Genomic DNA, 17770 nt, shown 5'->3' with positions numbered 1-17770 from the left:
CCCCTCGGGCGAACCTCCTCAATCAGAGGTTCCCAGATCGCCCATGTCTCGTCCGTAAAGGTGCCTGTTCTGTCTCCTTCTTCCATCCCTACAATATGGGAAGAAATTCAAGATCTAACAGGCCCTAGTCTCGCTTGCCTATGCCGTTATCCGTCTCATTTTTCCGGAACAGCTTTGGACCCGTGCCATGGGAATGCTGTCATCCATGTGGGGTATGGCCACACTGATCGGACCCGCAATCGGCGGACTGTTCGCACAGGCAGGCGAATGGCGGCTGTCCTTCTGGTTCATGTGTGCCTCTGCAGGTCTCTTCGCCCTGCTGGCGGTACGGGTGCTGCCAGACAGGTTTGCTGATGACAGCAAGGGGCAGTCATCCGTAGCGTGGCAGCAGCTGATGCTTCTGGTCCTGTCAGTACTGGTTCTGTCCATCGGTAGCGCCATGCCGCATCTCATTGAAAACGTGCTGGGGCTTGCGCTGGCGGCCTGTCTGTTTGTCCTGTTCATACGCTGTGAACAGCGCAATACCAGTCGGCTACTTCCCATGGGTACGCTCCATCTTCGGTCTCCGCTTCTCCCTCTCTATGGGCTGCTGGGTGGACTGGCCCTGACTGTGGAGGTAATTGAAATCTTTGCGCCATTATTCCTGCAGACCCTGCATCACCAGGGGCCACTGGTCGCGGGCTATCTGTCCGCCCTGATGGCTGCAGGCTGGTCCGTTGGTTCTTTCGCCGGTGCGGGTGCGTCCGGACGAAATGCGCGTCAATTACTGGCTGCGGCTCCCGTTCTGGGGCTGGCTGCAATCGTGTTTCTGGCGTGGTGGATGCCGCACGATGTCCATGGAGGCATTGCCAACATCCTGCCGATTGCCCTGGCCTTCATCCTTGTCGGAACCAGTGTGGGAATGGCATGGCCCCATCTTCTCAGCGGCATTCTTCGCGCAACACCCCAATCTGAACAGGGGGTGGCCTCAGCGTCTTTGACCACCATGCAACTATATACGACAGCCGTCGCAGCAGCCGTGGCCGGGACCATCGCGAATGCTGCCGGTCTGGTCAGTCCGGGCGGGACCGCCGGAATACAGCATGCCGCCTTCTGGGTGTTCGCGGTGTTTTCGGTGATCCCGTGTGGTTGCGTTTTTCTTTCCCGTCAGGTCCTCGTAGGCCACCGGAATTACAGGGAAGTATGACATCCGGTTTGCAGGCGAAACCAGCAGGTCGCTTACCTACGAATTTGTCAGTAACTTTACCTGACTGATGCAAATGCGAACAGATTTCTCGATGCGAACCACGTCATCCGTCGCCGCAAGATCCAGCGTGACCCCATGGAATACCGTCATGATCAGAGTTGCAAGCTCCTGCCCTGGCTCATTCTTGATGCCAAAGCGCTGCAACATGTCCGAAATATGTTTCAGCCATTCATTGGCAATCCTGCGCGCATAGCCACTGAAACGCTCAGGATTATTGATGGAGATTCCGAACATTTCATACAGCAGTCGTTCCATGCGGCGGTGCTCGGGTGCCGCCAGCGAGTCCCAATGCCGGTTCAGCGCATCGTCCAGTGAGGACGCATCCTCCTGAACCGCACGAAATTCTTCATAAACCCGCTCCCTGACGGTATCGAAAATCAGGCAGAGCAGATCCTCCCGTGAGCCGAAATGGTAGGCGATGTTGCGCGGACTTGAACCGACCACCACAGCCAGCGGTCGCAACGAAAAATCCGAAATCCCATGTTCCCAGACATAGGCGATAATCCTGTCCAGCAACCGGCTTCGGATATCCGGATCAACAGGGCGTCCCATCAGCGCTCCCTGACCGACAATTGCTGATCCCGATCACGGAGAGGTGTTTTTACCACGAACGAGGTATGAACAATCACGATCCTGTCTTGCTTCCTGAATGCATGGTTATTGGACATGCCCGGTCCTACCAAAGGAATGGTCAGACGGGCCAGATAGCGTGCGCCCGAAATCAGGCACAGCCTGCATGAAAGAAGCGCTACACAGAAGGGAACATTCCAGTGACCCAGATCCGGACCGAAACCGACAGACAGGCAACCATGGCACAGTGGGACGCACAGCAACGGGCGGTTGCGTCTGGAATCCTTCGTGACATCGCCCCGCTACAGGCCGATGATCTTGTGCTGACAGGCAGTGAGACCGCGTGGCTCCCTACTGGATGCTCCGTGAAAAAGGGGCAGCATTTCAGCGTCTCTTCTACCGGCGCCAATATCGTTGACCGCGACCATGCCGTGATCATCCAGCCCAAATATGCGCTCTGGGTCAGGATTGGCGGACACGGTCCGATCCGAAAAATCATCTTCGAAAAAGAAACGGTATTCTGTGCATGGGCAGATGGAGAGGTTGAGGCTTTCACCAAAGCTCTTTCCCTGTGGGCTGATATGGATGGGGCAATCCTGCCCGGACCACGGGATGTCAGTGAAGGCGGGATTGGTGTCTCGGTCCGGCTTACTGATGCGCCTGAGACCAATATTCAGCCGCCTGAACACTGGGCATTCATGGATATTTTTGGAGAGGTCACAATCTTTTCCGGGTCCGGGACTGATATTTCCGTGGATACCCATGACGGTGACTGCTGTATCCTTGAAACGCCTGTCGATATTCCACTCAACGACAGAACACGCCTGTCCTGGTCATGGCTGGTAGACAAGCTGCCTTCTGAGCTTCCGGAAGACCTCGTTCTGACGCATGATTATATCAGTGTGGCAGTACGGTTCGATAACGGGCGTGACCTGACCTATATGTGGAGCAAAGAGCTTCCAGCTGATTATCACTTTGCCTGTCCATTGCCGTGGTGGTGTGATCGAGAAACCCACTGGATTGTTGAAAGTGGCACAGCAAAACTTGGGCTATGGCAGGATGCGGTCCGTCCCGTTGCATCTGATTACCGTAAGGCTATTGGAGACCCCCTGCCGGGTCGGGTCGTGGCGGTCTGGCTGATCGCCAACTCGGTTTTCCAGCGGATCGGCGGGAAGGCCCGGTTCCGGAATATCCGTTTGTCTGAAGATGGGACAGACAGGACCGTCACGGCAGGAAGCGGGTTACGGTGCTATAGCATAGGCTGAGCGCTGTGTCCGCTTTGCGAAGCCGGTATTTCGTAATTTAAAGGGCCGGTGTGAAGGCGGAAACCGTCTGTCTGCTGGACGTTCCGTAAACAGACAGACGGTCTAGACGGATACTTTGATGAACAAATGGCTGCTCCCGTCATCCACCGGAAACAGTCGTCAAGTCTCAGCACCAGCGAGTTTGCGATGGAAGGATCTGTCACACTGGTCTTCAGCAACTCCCTCTTACCCTGCCACCTGTTTCCCATGTGTCTCTCGCGATACGACCTGTTACCCCTTTGCCGACGACCTACGAGATAGAAAACGCGCCAGAGCTGGCCCGGTGACCAGAACGCAGAAAAACCGGGCGACCTGCATGGCAATGACGAAAGGCATGTCCACTTTCGTGGTCGAGGCGATAATGGAGACGGAATCAGCTCCACCAGGGCTGGTTGCAAGATAAGCCGTCAGCAGATCCACATGCGCCAGCCGGGCCAGCACCAATGCAAAACCGCCACACACCGCAATCAGCGCGAGGATGGAACCCAGCACACGTGGAAAGACACGTCCGGCATAAGCCAGCACATCTGGCGTAAAACGCATGCCGATGCCCCACCCGACCAGGGCATAGGCCGCGACCAGCAGAAGATGCGGCTGTTCGATCGGCAGATGGGCGCCAAGCCTTGCAGCCATCCCGATCCCCATGGGAACAAGCAGTCCCCCGGCCGGCACGCGCAGACGGGTGCCCAAGGCGCTCCCTGCCAGGGCGATCACCAGCGCCAGTAAAGCCCCCTGCCATGAGAGGGTCTGCGCCACGACCAGCGGGGCGGACGGCGTTCCGGCTGCGCGCGCAACAACAGCCGCAATGACGGCGCAGCAGGCCACGCGCAGATATTGCATGAAGGCGACGAGCCGCATATCCGCCCCGTATGATTCCGCCATCAGGGTCATGACCGTGGCTGCACCGGGTGACGAACCCCAGATCGCGGTATTGCCGGGTAGCAGGCGCGAACGTGTCAGCAGCCAGCCGAGAAGAGCTGCCGCCGACAGGGTAGAAAACGTACCGGCGACGAAGACCGGCCAGCTGGCTGCCATTTCGTGAAAGATCGAGGCTGAAAGATAGCTGGCGATCATGACCCCGACCACGCCCTGTGCGCCGAGAAATACCCAGCGGGGAATACGGACTGCACTACCCCGTGTGGCCAGTACGACCGCCGCCCCCAGTGGCCCCAGCAGCGGCGCTGCCGGCAGGCGTAAGGCGGCCAGAAGCATACCGAAAGCCAGCGAAAGCAGCGCCAGTAAGCCCCATCGCCCGGCCAGCAGCCATGCGGACGGCCCCATCCTCACCGCTTAACCGCCGAACACGATTGTATCGGAAGGCAGCACGCATGCGATCCGCGGAAGGATCGAGCGGACGGAAACATCGTGAAGGTCTGCTGACAGGCTGGTGCAGAGATCCTCGGCGATGACAATATGGTAGCCAAGTTCCCAGCCATGCCGTGCGGTGGATTCAACGCCGAAATTCGTAGCGATGCCGCCCAGCACGACCGTCCGGATGCCCCGCCTGCGGAGCTGCAGGTCGAGTTCCGTGCCGGTAAATGCCCCCCACTGATGTTTGGTGATAACGATATCGCCGGGTGCTGCCAGCCCGTCGGCCAGGTGCGCCCAGTCCGCTGGCAGGCCGCCTTCCGGCGGGCTTAAGGGCTGGTCGGCCGGACCAGGCGGCGCGTCGGCAAAGTCGGGTGCAAACGCGACCCGAACCAGTACGACCGCAGCACCTTCATCCCGGAAGCGGGCAGCAAGCGATTTACCGCTCTCCAGCACCTGCGACGATGGCCGCGGGGCGGTGGGCAGGGCAAGTATGCCATTCTGCAGGTCAATGAGGACAAGGGCGGTGGTTCGCGGGTCAAATCTGTTCACGGATCGGCGCCTTCCGGGATCTGGATACATGGTCGCGTCAAACATCGACCGGCAATAGAAAATCGGTTATGCGAGGACTGTCTCGCATAAAAGAAAGTTGAGGGTACCCTCGCATTATGTCAAGCCCGCCCCGTTCATCACCACTCGCGCCCAAGCGGCAGCGCGGACGCGACCGCGTTGAAGCGATCCTTACGGCCGCGACAACGGTCTTTGGCGAGAAATCTTACGAGGCGGCGACAATGACCGAGATCGCTGCCCGCGCCAGCACGGCAATCGGTTCGCTCTACCGTTTTTTCCCGACCAAGGACGTGCTGGCCGCCGCAGTGCTCGAACGCTATGGCGCGCGGCTCCTGCATGCCCTGGATGAGTTGGTCGATCACGATCCGCCGCTGTCGCCACGTGATGCAGCAGAAGGACTGCTGGACATCATCCAGCGTCTGCGAACGGAACGCTCAGTCGTCCTTTCCCTGCTCGACAGCGGGATTACCCTTCCAGATGGGACAAGAACGCTCCGCAAGGCGCTGATCGGGCGCATGAGCCAGTTATTATCACGGCTGGGTGGTTCTCCGGGTCCACATGACGAACGGGCCGTGATGCTGCTGCATCTGGTCAAGGCGATCTTTGCCCTGCCACAGGATCATTCGGTCTCCCGCCCGGCACAGGACAAGGAAGCCGTTACGGTGCTGCGTCTCTATCTGGAACATGCGGTCGCCTCCCGCTGATCCGGGTCAGAGGTCGCTCCGTAACCTCTGAATCCGCACACAGCCGATCGATATCTTCAGCAATCGCGTCATCTGGATTGAACGGGTCTGCTTTTCAAAGCATAACTGACTATAATGCGGTGAAAATCGAGCTTTTACTCCAACTGTTTCGCGAAGGTCAGAGAAACGCATCAAGCCGATGCAGCAGTTCTGCCGGTGCTTCTTCCTGCGGACTATGACCACAGTCGATCGCGTATCCCCGCACGTCCACGGCTTTTTCGCGCCATGTCTCGACAACGTCATATAGCGCGCCCACGGTGCCACGTGCACCCCACAGAGCCAGTAATGGGACCTCAATCCGCCTGTCTGCATCATTCGCATCATGGACGAGGTCGATGCCTGCTGCAGCGCGGTAGTCTTCGCATGCTGCATGACGCATTGCCGGGTCGGCGTAGCATCGACGATATTCGGCCATGACACGCGGATCGACCGATCCTGGTATCTTGATCTGTCCTGCAATGTGGCTTTCGAGAAAAAAGTCCGGATCCCCGCTGATCAGCCTTTCCGGCAAGGGGGCAGGCTGGATCAGAAAAACCACCAGAAGTAGCGTCGGGCGAATTCCATATTGGTCCGGGCATACATCGTTGCTGTCGGTACGATATCGATCAGCACCAGTTTTTTCCACCTCCTGTGGTGCATCCAGCGCCATGCGGTGCGCCACCCGTCCGCCCCGGTCATGCCCGACAACCATGAACCGCTCAAATCCAAGCTGGTGCATGACGTCAACCAGATCAGCCGCCATGGCCCGCTTGGAATAGTTGGCGTGATCCGTCCCACCTTCAGGCTTGGCGCTATCACCGTAACCCCGCAGATCTGGGGCCACGATGGTAAAACGTTTCGCCAGTGCGGGCGCAACCTTGTGCCAGGTCAGATGCATCTGCGGATGACCATGCAGCATGAGCAGTGGCGGTCCGTTTCCGCCGGTAGCGGTGCGGATCCGCACGCCATTTACCTCGATATCCCGCCAGCTAAAGCCTGGCAATAAATCGGGAAATTTCCTGATTGCGGTCATGCTTTCACCTGCATTCGTCCAGTGGACACACAGCAAAAAAGCAGAATATCAGGAAACCAGTGTTTCCCCTGATGAAGACCTGTTGATGACCGATCCGCAGACGACGCAATGACTTTCGAAGCCGCAGGCATCTCTGGCTATGCCTCGAGAACGCGGCTGATATCGTCATGGGCCACTGTGCCCATTAACTACTAATCAGGCCAATGAGTAGTCGGCCTACCAAAAACAAAAAGGACGGTCAGCAAAAAATACTCTAACCAGCAATGATTGCAGAACCGTTGGTATGGCGATGACATCACGTTTACAGTCATCAGGTACACAAGCAAGACCGTCCTATCGACACGCAGTGCCCCCATGAGCTACATGCCCAGCCTGCTTGTTTTGAAATCGCTTAGTCCTCTCAAACGCGCCCCAGCACGTATTTCGGACACGAGGCACATACACTCGTGCAATGGTGACCCAGCATTACCACTCAGACCCAGCACCGGTAATTCACGCAGAAACAAATCTGATACGCTGACTGCTGCAGGTTACGCATCCTAAGCAAAAGTTCATTCTTGAACGGGCCAGTAGCGATCCGTCAGCAGTTTAACTGCCTCCTCCATCTCTTCGCGAGAACGTAGCTCCGCCAGCATGAAAGTGACCTGCAAACGCTTAGGCGACTTCGCATCTATTTTTACAATCTCTTTGCCATCCGTATCGCGAGTGATAGCAACGGCGCCACGTTTAGGCGAGCGCACGCTGCCGCGACGTAGATGTCCCAGTTCCGTTGCTACCGCATTCTCGAGTTCGCGAGCCACTGCGGCAGGTTCCACAAGGTAGTTCTGATCTTTGCTTCGCAACGCAGCAATACGTTCAGCAGCCTCGTAGACCACTTCGCGTGATGCACTTTCTTTAATAAGGGGCTTTATCTGCATCACATGCTTAAGCCGAATATCATGCGGGCTAACAAATGCCCGAGTGACTGCTTCAGGCAATCTAGCAAGGTCGAGGTACCGGCTTAACCATGCTTCAGAGACGTTCAACCGATCTGCCATCGTTTTTTGGCGACCATGATAGTACCGATCAAGACCCAACAAGTAATCCTTTGCACGCTCGTAATCGGTAAGATCCTCACGCGCCCTATTTTCTAGGTCCGCAATACGGAAGGCTTCCTCGTCCTCCATTTCACGAGGCTCAACAAGGAACTTAATGTCACGATAATTATTGGCGTTAAGCCACGAAACAGACCAATGCCGGCGTGCACCACAGATCACTTCGAAATCAAAATCTGGGTTGTTGGTCAATCGCCGAACGATGGCCGGAACCTCTTGGCGTCCCTGCGCACGAATGCTTTCGATAAGTTCGCGACAGTTTTCATAAGACAACGCGGCGTAATCACGATTATGACCCTCCCACATTTTGCATCGTGCAGGGTCAATAAACTCGTGAGTACGAGTAACAACTTTACCGCTAGCAACTTCTGCTAATCGGTTAGTACGATCATTAATGATTGACCGATTTGGCCGAGACTGGCCTTGTCTACCGGTTACGCCTGAAATCGCAGCTGTTAACCCGTCCGCAAAAGCCCTGTTTTTCCCCGACATTTATCCCTCCTTTTTCACATTACTCGACCTGCAAAAAGTTCGAATAATGCTTTGAAAATGCGTGCTTCGCTTCTCGCTCCGCCACCAATCCAAAATTGCAACGTTGCAATTTTCAGAAATTGACGATTTGCGAGAGTTCAATGAACCGCCACCTCCACGAAAAAATTACACCAGTCCTTCCTTGCGAAGCCGCTCCTGATGACTAGGCCACATTCCCCGAATATCCGTTTCAAGCTCCTTACAAACTGCGTTCAGATAGGTAAGGCAGCGATCACGAACCGACTTGCTTGTGATCGCTCCTTGCTGTTCGTACACAGTCATGAGTCGAGCTGTGGCATTGTCGATTTCAGCAGAATTTTTCAGAGGGGCTCTAACTAGATGATGGCCGAAAATAGCCTGCATCAGCTTGATAAGTTCCTTGTGAATCGATTTGTTCTCTTCAACCCGAGAAGCCACAAATTTGAGAAACTCTAGAGAGGGAGCCCTGTCAAACTGCGCTAGCGTCCGCAATGTCTCCTCCAGCATCGACAGGAAGGCCGTCGTTGACGAAAAGTCCATAATTGTCGGGGGCACCGGAACGACCAATGCATTTGCTGCCCTCAGCACAGAAAGCGAGATTGCTCCCAAGGCAGGAGGAGGATCCATAATTATAACGTCAAAATTTGGCGCTATAGACGCCAGCCCTACCGACAACCGATCCACAAGCCCAGGCTCGCCCTGAGCCATCCGCGCGGCGATTTCATACTCAGATTGAAACAGCCGCAGATTAGACGGTATCAGATATAGACCATCGAAATGCGTAGGTTTGAGCGCGTAGCTCAGTGACGAACGTTCATCGTGCCGCAAAAACGGATAAAGCGTCTCATCCTCAGTAAGGTCTAAATCTGGCACGTAACCAAAGAGCGTTGTTGCTGACGCTTGGCTGTCACAATCGATCAGCGCCACGCGATAGCCTTGGATCGCGAGATATTGCGCAAGGTGAACAGCAACCGTTGATTTCCCGACACCGCCTTTAAAGTTTTGAACAGCTATGATTGCTGGCGGGTCGCCTGGATCACGCCACGGACGCGTGCCAAAGATCCCGCGCATGTCGTTGACCTGTTCAAGCGTATATCCCACACGCCTGTTATTGGCTCCCCGTTCAGGTTTGGGCAGACGACCATCCTTTTCTGCGTCGCGTATGGCTGCAGGCGTCCGGCCTACGAGTTCTGCAGCCTGGCCAATCTGAAATGTCGGTTCTCGTCGCTCGCCGGCTCGCGCGGCAACAGCGCTTTCCCTCAAATTCTCCAGAACTGCCGCGGCTTTATCCGCCAGCCCTTCAACCATTTGGAGACTCGTATATCCGGCTTGCTCGAGATCAGCTGTCATAAATCTTTCTTTCGATAAACGTCCGGCGCACACCAACTTTCGATTTCTGATGGATAATGTCTATCTTTTCGAAAGTCGAGACTTAACTCGATAGCCATTCCCTTTTTTTAATGCCGGCAAAGCGCGACGATCATGTGCCGGATTAGGTAGCGAACATAAAAACCGAAAAGATGAGTGTCCTGACCTCTTGGGGGAGCATGTGATAAGATGTACGAGGTATCCTGACCTTCTGGGGGATCCCAATCGGCGCACGTCGCTATCCTGACTTCTTGGGGGGCCAAGCTACAAATGCTTACCCTGACCTCGTGGGGGATATTTGTCCCTGCATCAATGAGAACAGCGGAACACTGAATTCCACCCCTAGCCGAATGCAATAGCTTCCAGTCGAGCATCTCGGTGGCGCTGCCAAAATAAGCAACCACATCAGGCCTTCAGTTACCCAGTCACTTTCGCTTTAATCTTTAGTGAGCTTTTTTTTTCGAAATTTTCTTTGCCACATATTAGAGATTGCAACATTGCAATTTGGGACAAATGCGTTCAGTTGCCTCAGAGACATCGGCATAGTGCTGCGAGCTGGGTTACCCATACCGTCGCTTACTGCCGACCGGGTAGGTCAGTTACTTGTGGAAAAAGGCTAGTAACCTCGCGTTTTTCGCAAGGGAATCCATATACCTTCAAACAATTGCAACGTTGCAATCCACCCACACTGGGCAATCATCTGGCGTGGAACATCGTCATGGCAGCCGCGGCAGCTATGAACGAGATCTAAAAAAGAGACGAAAGCCCGTTAAACTGCGAATCGCACTCATAGATTTCATTAAAAAACACGCGCAAGTCCCATAGATACCGGTTTGCGACCGTCAACATGAAAGTTCTTAAAATAACGTGTGGGCACTTCCCCAAAACTAGCTATCTTAACTGACCGTCCCCCACGAGGTCAGGTTAGATCCCCCACGAGGTCAGGTTACTATCCCCCACGAGGTCAGGCTAGGTCCCCCACGAGGTCAGGAAATGCTCTAAAAGTCGTTGGTTTTCCTAGTACTTTTTGTCTTGAATCAGAATCACTTGAATAGAATCAGAATCCCCCGCAGCACGCTGCGGTCGTGTTTATAAAAATCTTCATAAGAAACCTTACTTCTCAGCACCATGTACGGCCGCGAGAAGGGGCTGAGATGCCCAATTTCCCCTTCACCTGACCTTATTCTCATTCTAAGGTCAGGATACGAATCGTTCGTCCCGTTAGGTGCTGGATAACCTGCCCATGCAATACGCATCCGAAAGTGATGAAGCTCCAAAGCGCGCCATGCGTGTTGCTCGCGCTCTACAGCATAAGGGTGCCGACGAATTCGCCAAACCTGGCCACCTTGTAGAGATACGTTTCGTCAGAGGCCAATCGCTAAGCCTGACTGCATCACGTCTACTCGCGTTGATGATCCTTGTAGCCGGTGGCGATGCTTGGAAGCCAGTGGTCCACCGCATGCGCAAAGCAGACATCAGGCGAGGTCACAAAGGTAACGAACGCATAAGTGACATGCTTGAAGAACTGCATGGTACTCTATTTGCCGAAGACGACATTTCCTGGCGAGGTAAAAAAGCGACGCGACGATTTTCTCTGATTGCCTCTTCAAGGGAAGAGGTTGAAGACACAGAGCCTGGAAAAGAAGTCGGTTGGATTGAGTGGGAATTTACTCCCGATGCCCGAAGACTAATCCAAGAGTCTGAGACCTATGCGGTCATGAACCGCACCGCTGTATTGGGTTTTCGTTCGGCTTATGCGCTTAAACTTTACGAAATCGGGGCCTTGCGCGTGAAGAGACGTCAAACCGTGTGGAAAGGTGACGTCATCGCATTTCGTGCTGCTTTAGGGATCTCACCTAACGTCTATAAAGACTTTGCTCAGTTGCGGCGAAAAGTATTGACCGTTTGCAAGAATGAAATCGACGAACTGGCGCATTTTACGGTCGAGTGGACGGAAATAAGACAAGGAAGAGCAGTAAGAGAACTCGAGATTGTTTTCCGACCTAAAGAAACCCCAAAGGTCATAGATCATCAAACGACTACCCGCGAATTAGAAACACAACGCAATCAAGTAGTACGACCCGCGGCTGCGAAAAGCGATGGGCAGGTAATATTCCCAGCCGGTTCTCTCCAGTTTGGAGCCGACCAAGAGGTATTCGCTAGAATAGCGCGTTCCTCTGGCGGGGGCTGGGATATCGACCTGATTGCCGATGCATTCCGAGACCATCTCGGTGAGCGACTTGGCAAGCTGCATGGTTCCAAGCTTAAAGCGGCATGGAAAGGCTTTTGCGAAAGTTATCACAACCGTCGAGGCAATCCGTAAACGTGAGCCGGGAACGCTTCTATAACGCAAAAAATGCGAAATAGGGCGCGACAACGCAGGTCGTCTCTATGTCGATTTAGAGGTTTCTCAAAAATTGCAACGTTGCAATTTTCCACCGACAATCCATTTCAACTATCGGTCGACTGTAAAAATTTAAACGACTGCAACATAGCGATCGGATGTGTGACTACCCGCTTTTTCGTAAGATTCAAGCTGAACGGGTGGTAAACCTGCTTCCACAAGAAGAATAAGATTAAGAGATTAGTCCGCAAAGTCATTTAGGGATTGGCACCAGATCGACCAGCACGCCGCAAGGGGTAGCTCCTCCCCGTGCTCGGCGTCTGCGTCGCCTGCGCGCGGGTCCGGTGCTGCCGCTACGCGGCACCCTTGCCCCGCACTGCCCGACCCGGTTGCAATGAGAGCTGAAGGAAAGAGTAATCAGGCGACACAACCTGGTTAGCACGTCCGTTCCTGACATCCCGAAAACCTGACCCGGAAACATCCCGGCCTGCAGAAGCAGCGCCGGGTGCCGGCGTTTGTACGGAGCACGGCCATGTCGTTCCAGCTCAACCTCTTCGGCACAACCGCTCTCGCAGATACCCAGAACGACCTTTTCTGGGGCGAACTTGAAGGCGAAGACGGCACCTCCCCTGTCTCGCCCGTCACACCGGCCCCGATGGCCCTTCCCCAGATCGACTTTCATATGGTGGCCGACCGAGGCCTCGCTGACACCTGGAAACAGCGGGCCCGTGACAACGCGCTGGCAATCGCGCTGCTCAAGGAGATCGAAGAAGCAGACCGAAATGCTTCGTCCCCCGAACAGATCGTCCTGTCACGCTTCATCGGCTTTGGAGCTGGAGAACTGGCGAACAACCTGTTTCCATCCGGGAGCGATAGCCCCCGCCCAGGCTGGGAAGAGATTGGCGAGGCGATCCATGCCTCCACAACAGACGTTGAAAGGGCAGGACTGAAGCGCGCGACACAATATGCGCATTTTACGCCTGAACTGATCGTGCACGCGCTCTGGAACAAAGTGCTGCAGATGGGCTTCAGAGGCGGTTCCGTGCTTGAACCCGGCTGTGGGACCGGTCTCTTCATCGCGGCCCGACCGGAAAGGCTCGAGGGACGCGTCGCCTTTACCGGGATCGAGAATGATCCGATTACAGCAAGGATCGCACGCAGGCTCTATCCGAACCAGTGGATCCGCAGCGAGGATTTCACGACAGTGAAGCTCGCAGACGGGTATGACCTTGCGATCGGTAATCCACCCTTTTCCAATCGCACCGTGCGTGGCCCGGAAGGTCTGGGACGGCTTGGCCTGAGCCTGCATGACTTTTTTATCGCCCGATCCGTCGAAGCACTCCGCCCAGGCGGCATCGCAATCTTCGTGACGTCCCGCCATACGCTGGACAAGACGGACAGCACCGCGCGCCGGACCATCGCCGAGATGGCTGACCTCATGGGGGCGGTCCGGCTCCCCGCCGGGGCAATGCGCGATGACGCCGGCACGGACGTGGTGGTGGACGTACTGGTGTTACGCAAGCGCATGATCGGCGACATGGCCGATGATGAGACCTGGCTCGAAGTCAGCGCCCTTGCGGATAGCGACCAGGGCAATGGCCCGCTCCTTATCAATCGCTATTTCCTCGACCATCCGGAGCAGGTGCTTGGCCGTCACGGCTGGACCACCACCCAGTTCGGTCCCGATTACACATGCGACGCTCCTGCCGATGGCAGACTCGATGTGATGTTGTCCGAGGCCCTGGACCGGATCGGGCAGGACGTGCGCTTTCCGGAACCCCTGGACCAGCGCATTGTCCGGCCGGCGGGATCCGGTGTGCTGGTCGGCACGGCTGCCGATGGCGCCCAACTGAAAGAGGGCTCCTACTTCGTCACGAAAGGCGTCCTGCAACAGATCTGCGACGGACAGGCCACCACTGTCGCCATCAGGAAGGGGGAGCAGAAGGATGGCCTCTTCCAGAAGCATGCCCGGATCATTGCCGCGCTGATACCCGTCCGGGATGCGGCACGCGCGGTGCTGCGGGCGCAGATGGAGAACCTGCCCTATGGACGCCTGCAGGGTGAGCTGAAGCGTGCCTATTTCAGCTTTGTCCGACAGTTCGGCCCGATCAACCTGATGAATGTGACAGTCAGGATCGATCCGGAAACCGGGGTCGAAAACGAAACCCAGCGGCGACCGAACCTCACGCCATTCTACGATGATCCCGACGTCTGGCTGGTCTCGTCCATCGAGGAATACGACGAGGCGACACAGAAAGGCCGGATGGGACCGATTTTCTCGGAACGGGTCATTCATGCGCCTGTCGAACCCGAGATCCATTCCGCCCACGACGCCCTGGCCGTCTGCCTGCATGAAACAGGCGGCGTGGAAATGCCGCGGATCGCGGAACTCATGGGACAGTCCGAAGCTGAGGTCGCGGCCGCACTGGGGGATGCGGTCTATCTCGATCCGGGACGGAGCATGGACGGTCGCAATGTCTGGGTTACGGCTGATGAAATGCTCTCCGGCGCCGTGCGGACCAAGCTGGAAGAGGCACGCGATGCAGCCCGGATCGATGGACGCTACGCCCGGAACGTCACGGCGCTGGAAGCCGTCCAGCCCGCCGATCTGCGCCCATCGGAGATCACCGCGCGCCTTGGCGCTCCGTGGTTGCCGGTCAGCGACATCATCGCCTTTACCGCCGAGGTGCTCGGGGTCGAAACGGTCATCTATCACGCACCCGCGGTCGCCTGCTGGACCGTGGAGAAACGGGCGTTCATGGGCAAGGCCGAGGCTACGTCAGTCTGGGGGACGGAACGGCGACATGCCGGCGAACTGCTGGAAGATGCCCTGACGCAGGCATCGCCAAAAATATGGGATGTCTGGCGTGATGGCGATGGCAATGAGCACCGCGAACTGAACACACAGGAGACCGAAGCCGCAAAGGAAAAACTGGCGGCGATCAGGCGTGCGTTCGAGACATGGGTCTGGCAGGATGGCGATCGGGCCGAGAGGCTGGTCAGGCTGTATAACGACACCTACAACAACCTCGTGGCTCGCGCGTTTGATGGCTCCCATCTGCGCCTGCCCGGCGCAAGCACCACGATCAGCCTGCGCCCGCACCAGAAACGGGTCATTTGGCGGATCATCGCGGCAGGCGGCACGTATATTGCGCACGCGGTCGGCTCCGGAAAGACCTTCTCGATGGTTGCGGCCGTCATGGAGCAGAAGCGGCTTGGGCTGATCAGCAAGGCGATGATCGCCGTCCCCGGTCACTGCCTCGCCCAGATGGCCCGCGAATTCCTCATGCTCTATCCGACTGCGCGGATCCTCGTCGCCGACGAGACGAACTTCGTGAAGGCAAAGCGCCAGCGGTTCCTCGCCCGGGCCGCGACCGGAAACTGGGATGCGATCATCATCACGCATGATGCGTTCCGGTTCATCCCGGTGGAGGGGGATTTCGAACGCCAGATGATCGAGGCGCAGATCGCGTCTTACGAGGAAGTGCTGGAAAGCGTCGACGCGGCCGATCGCCTGTCGCGCAAGCGGGTCGAGAGCATGAAGGAGAAGATGCAGGCGAAGCTGGAAGGCCTTTCCGCTCGAAAGGATGATCTCGTGCATCTTGGAGAGATCGGTATCGACCAGATCCTCGTGGACGAGGCGCAGCAGTTCCGGAAGCTGAGTTTTGCAACCAACCAGTCCGACCTCAAGGGGGTCGATCCGAACGGCTCGCAGCGGGCCTGGGATCTCTTCGTGAAGACGCGCTACCTGGCGGCAAAAAATCCGGAGCGCCCGCTGATCATGGCGTCCGGCTCCCCGATCACCAATACGCTCGCCGAAATGTGGACGGTCAGCCGCTATATGGATCTTGAGGCGCTGCAGAAGCGCTACCTGCACGAATTCGATGCCTGGGCAGCCAATTTCGGCGAAACCCGTACCGAACTGGAACTGCAGCCAAGCGGGCTTTACAAACCGGTCACGCGCTTCACCGAGTTCGTCAACGTCGCCGACCTCATGGCGATGTATCGCGACTTCGCGGATGTCGTGCAGCACGATGACCTACGCCAGTACGTGACTTTGCCTGCGATCCGGGGCGGACGTCGCGAGATTATTGTCGCGCCGACAAACGATAACTTCAGGGCCTACCAGAAGACGCTGGCGGCCCGCATCAACGCCATCGAAGCACGCCAGGGTCGCCCCCAGAAGGGCGATGACATCCTCCTGTCCGTCATCACGGATGCCCGTCATGCCGCGATCGACCTGCGCTTCGTCGCCCCTCTCGCCGCGAATGACGACACGTCGAAGCTGAACCTGATGATCGGGAACGTGTTCCGGATCTGGCAGGAGACATCGGAAAGCCGTTACAGCGATCCTGAAACCGGTCGGCCTTACGACCTGCCGGGGGCGGTGCAGATGATCTTTTCGGATCTGGGCACCGAGAGCGCGATGGAGACACGCGGTTTTTCCGCCTATACGTGGATCCGCGATGAACTGATCCGTCTGGGTGTGCCGCGCGCGGAAATCGCGTTCATGCAGCACTACAGGAAGAGTGCGGCGAAGCAGAAGCTGTTCGGTGATCTCAATGCCGGCCGCAAGCGGATCCTGATCGGCTCGACGGCGACCATGGGCACCGGCGTCAACGCCCAGCAGCGCCTCAAGGCCCTGCACCATCTCGACGTGCCGTGGCTGGTCTCCGACATCATCCAGCGCGAGGGGCGTATCGAGCGGCAGGGCAACCAGCACGCGGAAATCGAACTCTACGCCTATGCCCAGCAGGGTTCCGTTGATGCGACCAACTGGCAGCTCCTCGAGCGCAAGCAGCGCTTTATTGGCCTTGCGATGTCAGGTGACCGTTCCATCCGCCGGATCGAGGACATTGGCGGGGAAGGGGGAAACCAGTTCGCCATGGCCAAGGCGCTCGCCTCGGGCGATGCCCGGCTGATGCAGAAAGCCGGGCTGGAGGCCGATCTTGCCCGGCTCGAGAGACTGGCGGCCGCCCATTATGACGACCAGTTCGCCGTAAAACGTGCCATCGACCGAGCCGAGCGTGAGATTACGGGCGCGGAGCGCCAGATCCCGCTCATCGAGGCGGATATCGCCAGCCGTCAGCCCACGAAGGGGGATGCGTTCGTATTGCGCAGGGACAAGGGGGATGTCAGCGAGCGCGAGAAGGCCGGATCATGGCTCCTGTCCCAGGTCCGCCTGGCGGCAAAGAACGGTGAGGCAGGGGTCTGGAATCTCGGACGCATCGGTGGGTTCGCCGTCATGTGCGAAGCTGGGCCTGGCCGTCGCGTGTACTACGAAAAGCGCGCGGTCGACGTGACGCTGTTTGTGGAAGCGCGCTCAGGTCGCATTGAAATCGCCGTCGAGGACGACACGAAGGGCCTTGGGCTGATCTCGCGCCTCGAACATGCGCTGCTTCGGATCGATGACGCGCTCCGTGACGCAATCCGGATGCGGGAGGAAGCGCAGCATCGCCTGCCATCCTACCGCGCCCGTCTGGGCCTGCCGTTCGCGGAACAGGCGATGCTTGATGAAAAGCGCGCTGAGCTGAAAGCGCTGGAAGACGATCTGGCGGCGACCGCGACCGATGAAGACCCGGCGCATGACGACATCGAGGACAGGGAGAAGGAAGAAGAGGTGGCAGCCTGAGAAGGGCTGCCATCTCCGGTCAGGCGCCGCAAGGGGTGGCGCCTCCCCGTGCTCGGCGTCTGCGCCGCC

12 protein-coding genes are annotated in these 17770 nt (G+C 57.1%); 6 read left to right on the top strand and 6 right to left on the bottom strand.

Features of this window, described 5'->3' with window-relative positions:
• Positions 1-148: 148 nt before the first annotated feature.
• Entirely contained in the window at positions 149-1186 is a 1038-nt protein-coding gene (locus HNW77_RS04820) for an MFS transporter (RefSeq protein ID WP_338033772.1), read from the top strand.
• A gap of 36 nt (positions 1187-1222) precedes the next feature.
• On the opposite strand, the gene HNW77_RS04815 is transcribed toward HNW77_RS04820, so the two are convergent.
• Positions 1223-1798 (bottom strand): TetR/AcrR family transcriptional regulator, encoded by a 576-nt coding sequence (locus tag HNW77_RS04815; RefSeq protein WP_172155746.1) that lies wholly within the window; start codon positions 1796-1798, stop codon positions 1223-1225.
• Positions 1799-2016: 218 nt separating this feature from the next.
• Here HNW77_RS04815 and HNW77_RS18055 point away from each other — a divergent pair, with 218 nt between their 5' ends.
• Positions 2017-3081, top strand: a complete 1065-nt coding sequence (locus HNW77_RS18055) for a DUF3047 domain-containing protein (RefSeq protein WP_172155744.1) — start codon at positions 2017-2019, stop codon at positions 3079-3081.
• Positions 3082-3351: 270 nt separating this feature from the next.
• On the opposite strand, the gene HNW77_RS04805 is transcribed toward HNW77_RS18055, so the two are convergent.
• Together HNW77_RS04805 and HNW77_RS04800 are read right to left on the bottom strand one after the other, a co-directional pair.
• A complete protein-coding gene (locus tag HNW77_RS04805) occupies positions 3352-4401 on the bottom strand; it encodes an AbrB family transcriptional regulator (RefSeq protein WP_172155742.1) in 1050 nt (349 codons plus the stop codon).
• Positions 4402-4410: 9 nt separating this feature from the next.
• Complete coding sequence (locus HNW77_RS04800) at positions 4411-4980, bottom strand: hydrolase (protein ID WP_172155740.1); 570 nt, start codon at positions 4978-4980, stop codon at positions 4411-4413.
• A gap of 116 nt (positions 4981-5096) precedes the next feature.
• Here HNW77_RS04800 and HNW77_RS04795 point away from each other — a divergent pair, with 116 nt between their 5' ends.
• On the top strand, positions 5097-5702 hold the full coding sequence (locus HNW77_RS04795; protein WP_172155738.1) for a TetR/AcrR family transcriptional regulator: 606 nt from the start codon (positions 5097-5099) through the stop codon (positions 5700-5702).
• Positions 5703-5859: 157 nt separating this feature from the next.
• On the opposite strand, the gene HNW77_RS04790 is transcribed toward HNW77_RS04795, so the two are convergent.
• Positions 5860-6639: an alpha/beta fold hydrolase gene (locus HNW77_RS04790; RefSeq protein WP_187353180.1), complete on the bottom strand. Its 780-nt coding sequence runs from the start codon at positions 6637-6639 to the stop codon at positions 5860-5862.
• Here HNW77_RS04790 and HNW77_RS17470 point away from each other — a divergent pair.
• Positions 6638-6865 (top strand): hypothetical protein, encoded by a 228-nt coding sequence (locus HNW77_RS17470; RefSeq protein WP_241694297.1) that lies wholly within the window; start codon positions 6638-6640, stop codon positions 6863-6865. The two genes, HNW77_RS04790 and HNW77_RS17470, sit on opposite strands and share 2 nt — an antisense overlap.
• Positions 6866-7304: 439 nt before the next feature.
• Here the strand turns inward: HNW77_RS17470 and HNW77_RS04785 are convergent, their stop codons facing one another.
• On the bottom strand, positions 7305-8339 hold the full coding sequence (locus HNW77_RS04785; RefSeq protein ID WP_116703569.1) for a ParB/RepB/Spo0J family partition protein: 1035 nt from the start codon (positions 8337-8339) through the stop codon (positions 7305-7307).
• A gap of 165 nt (positions 8340-8504) precedes the next feature.
• On the bottom strand, positions 8505-9707 hold the full coding sequence (locus tag HNW77_RS04780; protein WP_010512186.1) for an AAA family ATPase: 1203 nt from the start codon (positions 9705-9707) through the stop codon (positions 8505-8507).
• A gap of 1261 nt (positions 9708-10968) precedes the next feature.
• Between HNW77_RS04780 and HNW77_RS04775 the strand changes: the two genes are divergently transcribed.
• Together HNW77_RS04775 and HNW77_RS04770 are read left to right on the top strand one after the other, a co-directional pair.
• Entirely contained in the window at positions 10969-12048 is a 1080-nt protein-coding gene (locus HNW77_RS04775) for a replication initiation protein (protein WP_172155736.1), read from the top strand.
• A 553-nt stretch (positions 12049-12601) separates the two neighbouring features.
• A complete protein-coding gene (locus HNW77_RS04770; RefSeq protein ID WP_172155734.1) occupies positions 12602-17701 on the top strand; it encodes a lactate dehydrogenase in 5100 nt (1699 codons plus the stop codon).
• Positions 17702-17770: the final 69 nt, after the last annotated feature.

The organism is Komagataeibacter melomenusus (genome assembly GCF_013155395.1).
In the GTDB taxonomy this organism is placed as follows: domain Bacteria; phylum Pseudomonadota; class Alphaproteobacteria; order Acetobacterales; family Acetobacteraceae; genus Komagataeibacter; species Komagataeibacter melomenusus.
This window is presented reverse-complemented; position numbering and strand designations above follow the sequence as displayed.

What these genes read in the sequence shown, in the direction of transcription:
- HNW77_RS17470 (WP_241694297.1), top strand. Translation starts at nt 6,638, where the DNA reads ATGAGCAGTGGCGGTCCGTTTCCGCCGGTAGCGGTGCGGATCCGCACG.
- HNW77_RS04780 (WP_010512186.1), bottom strand. Translation starts at nt 9,707, where the DNA reads ATGACAGCTGATCTCGAGCAAGCCGGATATACGAGTCTCCAAATGGTT.
- HNW77_RS04770 (WP_172155734.1), top strand. Translation starts at nt 12,602, where the DNA reads ATGTCGTTCCAGCTCAACCTCTTCGGCACAACCGCTCTCGCAGATACC.
- HNW77_RS04805 (WP_172155742.1), bottom strand. Translation starts at nt 4,401, where the DNA reads ATGGGGCCGTCCGCATGGCTGCTGGCCGGGCGATGGGGCTTACTGGCG.
- HNW77_RS04795 (WP_172155738.1), top strand. Translation starts at nt 5,097, where the DNA reads ATGTCAAGCCCGCCCCGTTCATCACCACTCGCGCCCAAGCGGCAGCGC.
- HNW77_RS04775 (WP_172155736.1), top strand. Translation starts at nt 10,969, where the DNA reads ATGCAATACGCATCCGAAAGTGATGAAGCTCCAAAGCGCGCCATGCGT.
- HNW77_RS04790 (WP_187353180.1), bottom strand. Translation starts at nt 6,639, where the DNA reads ATGCTGCATGGTCATCCGCAGATGCATCTGACCTGGCACAAGGTTGCG.
- HNW77_RS04815 (WP_172155746.1), bottom strand. Translation starts at nt 1,798, where the DNA reads ATGGGACGCCCTGTTGATCCGGATATCCGAAGCCGGTTGCTGGACAGG.
- HNW77_RS04785 (WP_116703569.1), bottom strand. Translation starts at nt 8,339, where the DNA reads ATGTCGGGGAAAAACAGGGCTTTTGCGGACGGGTTAACAGCTGCGATT.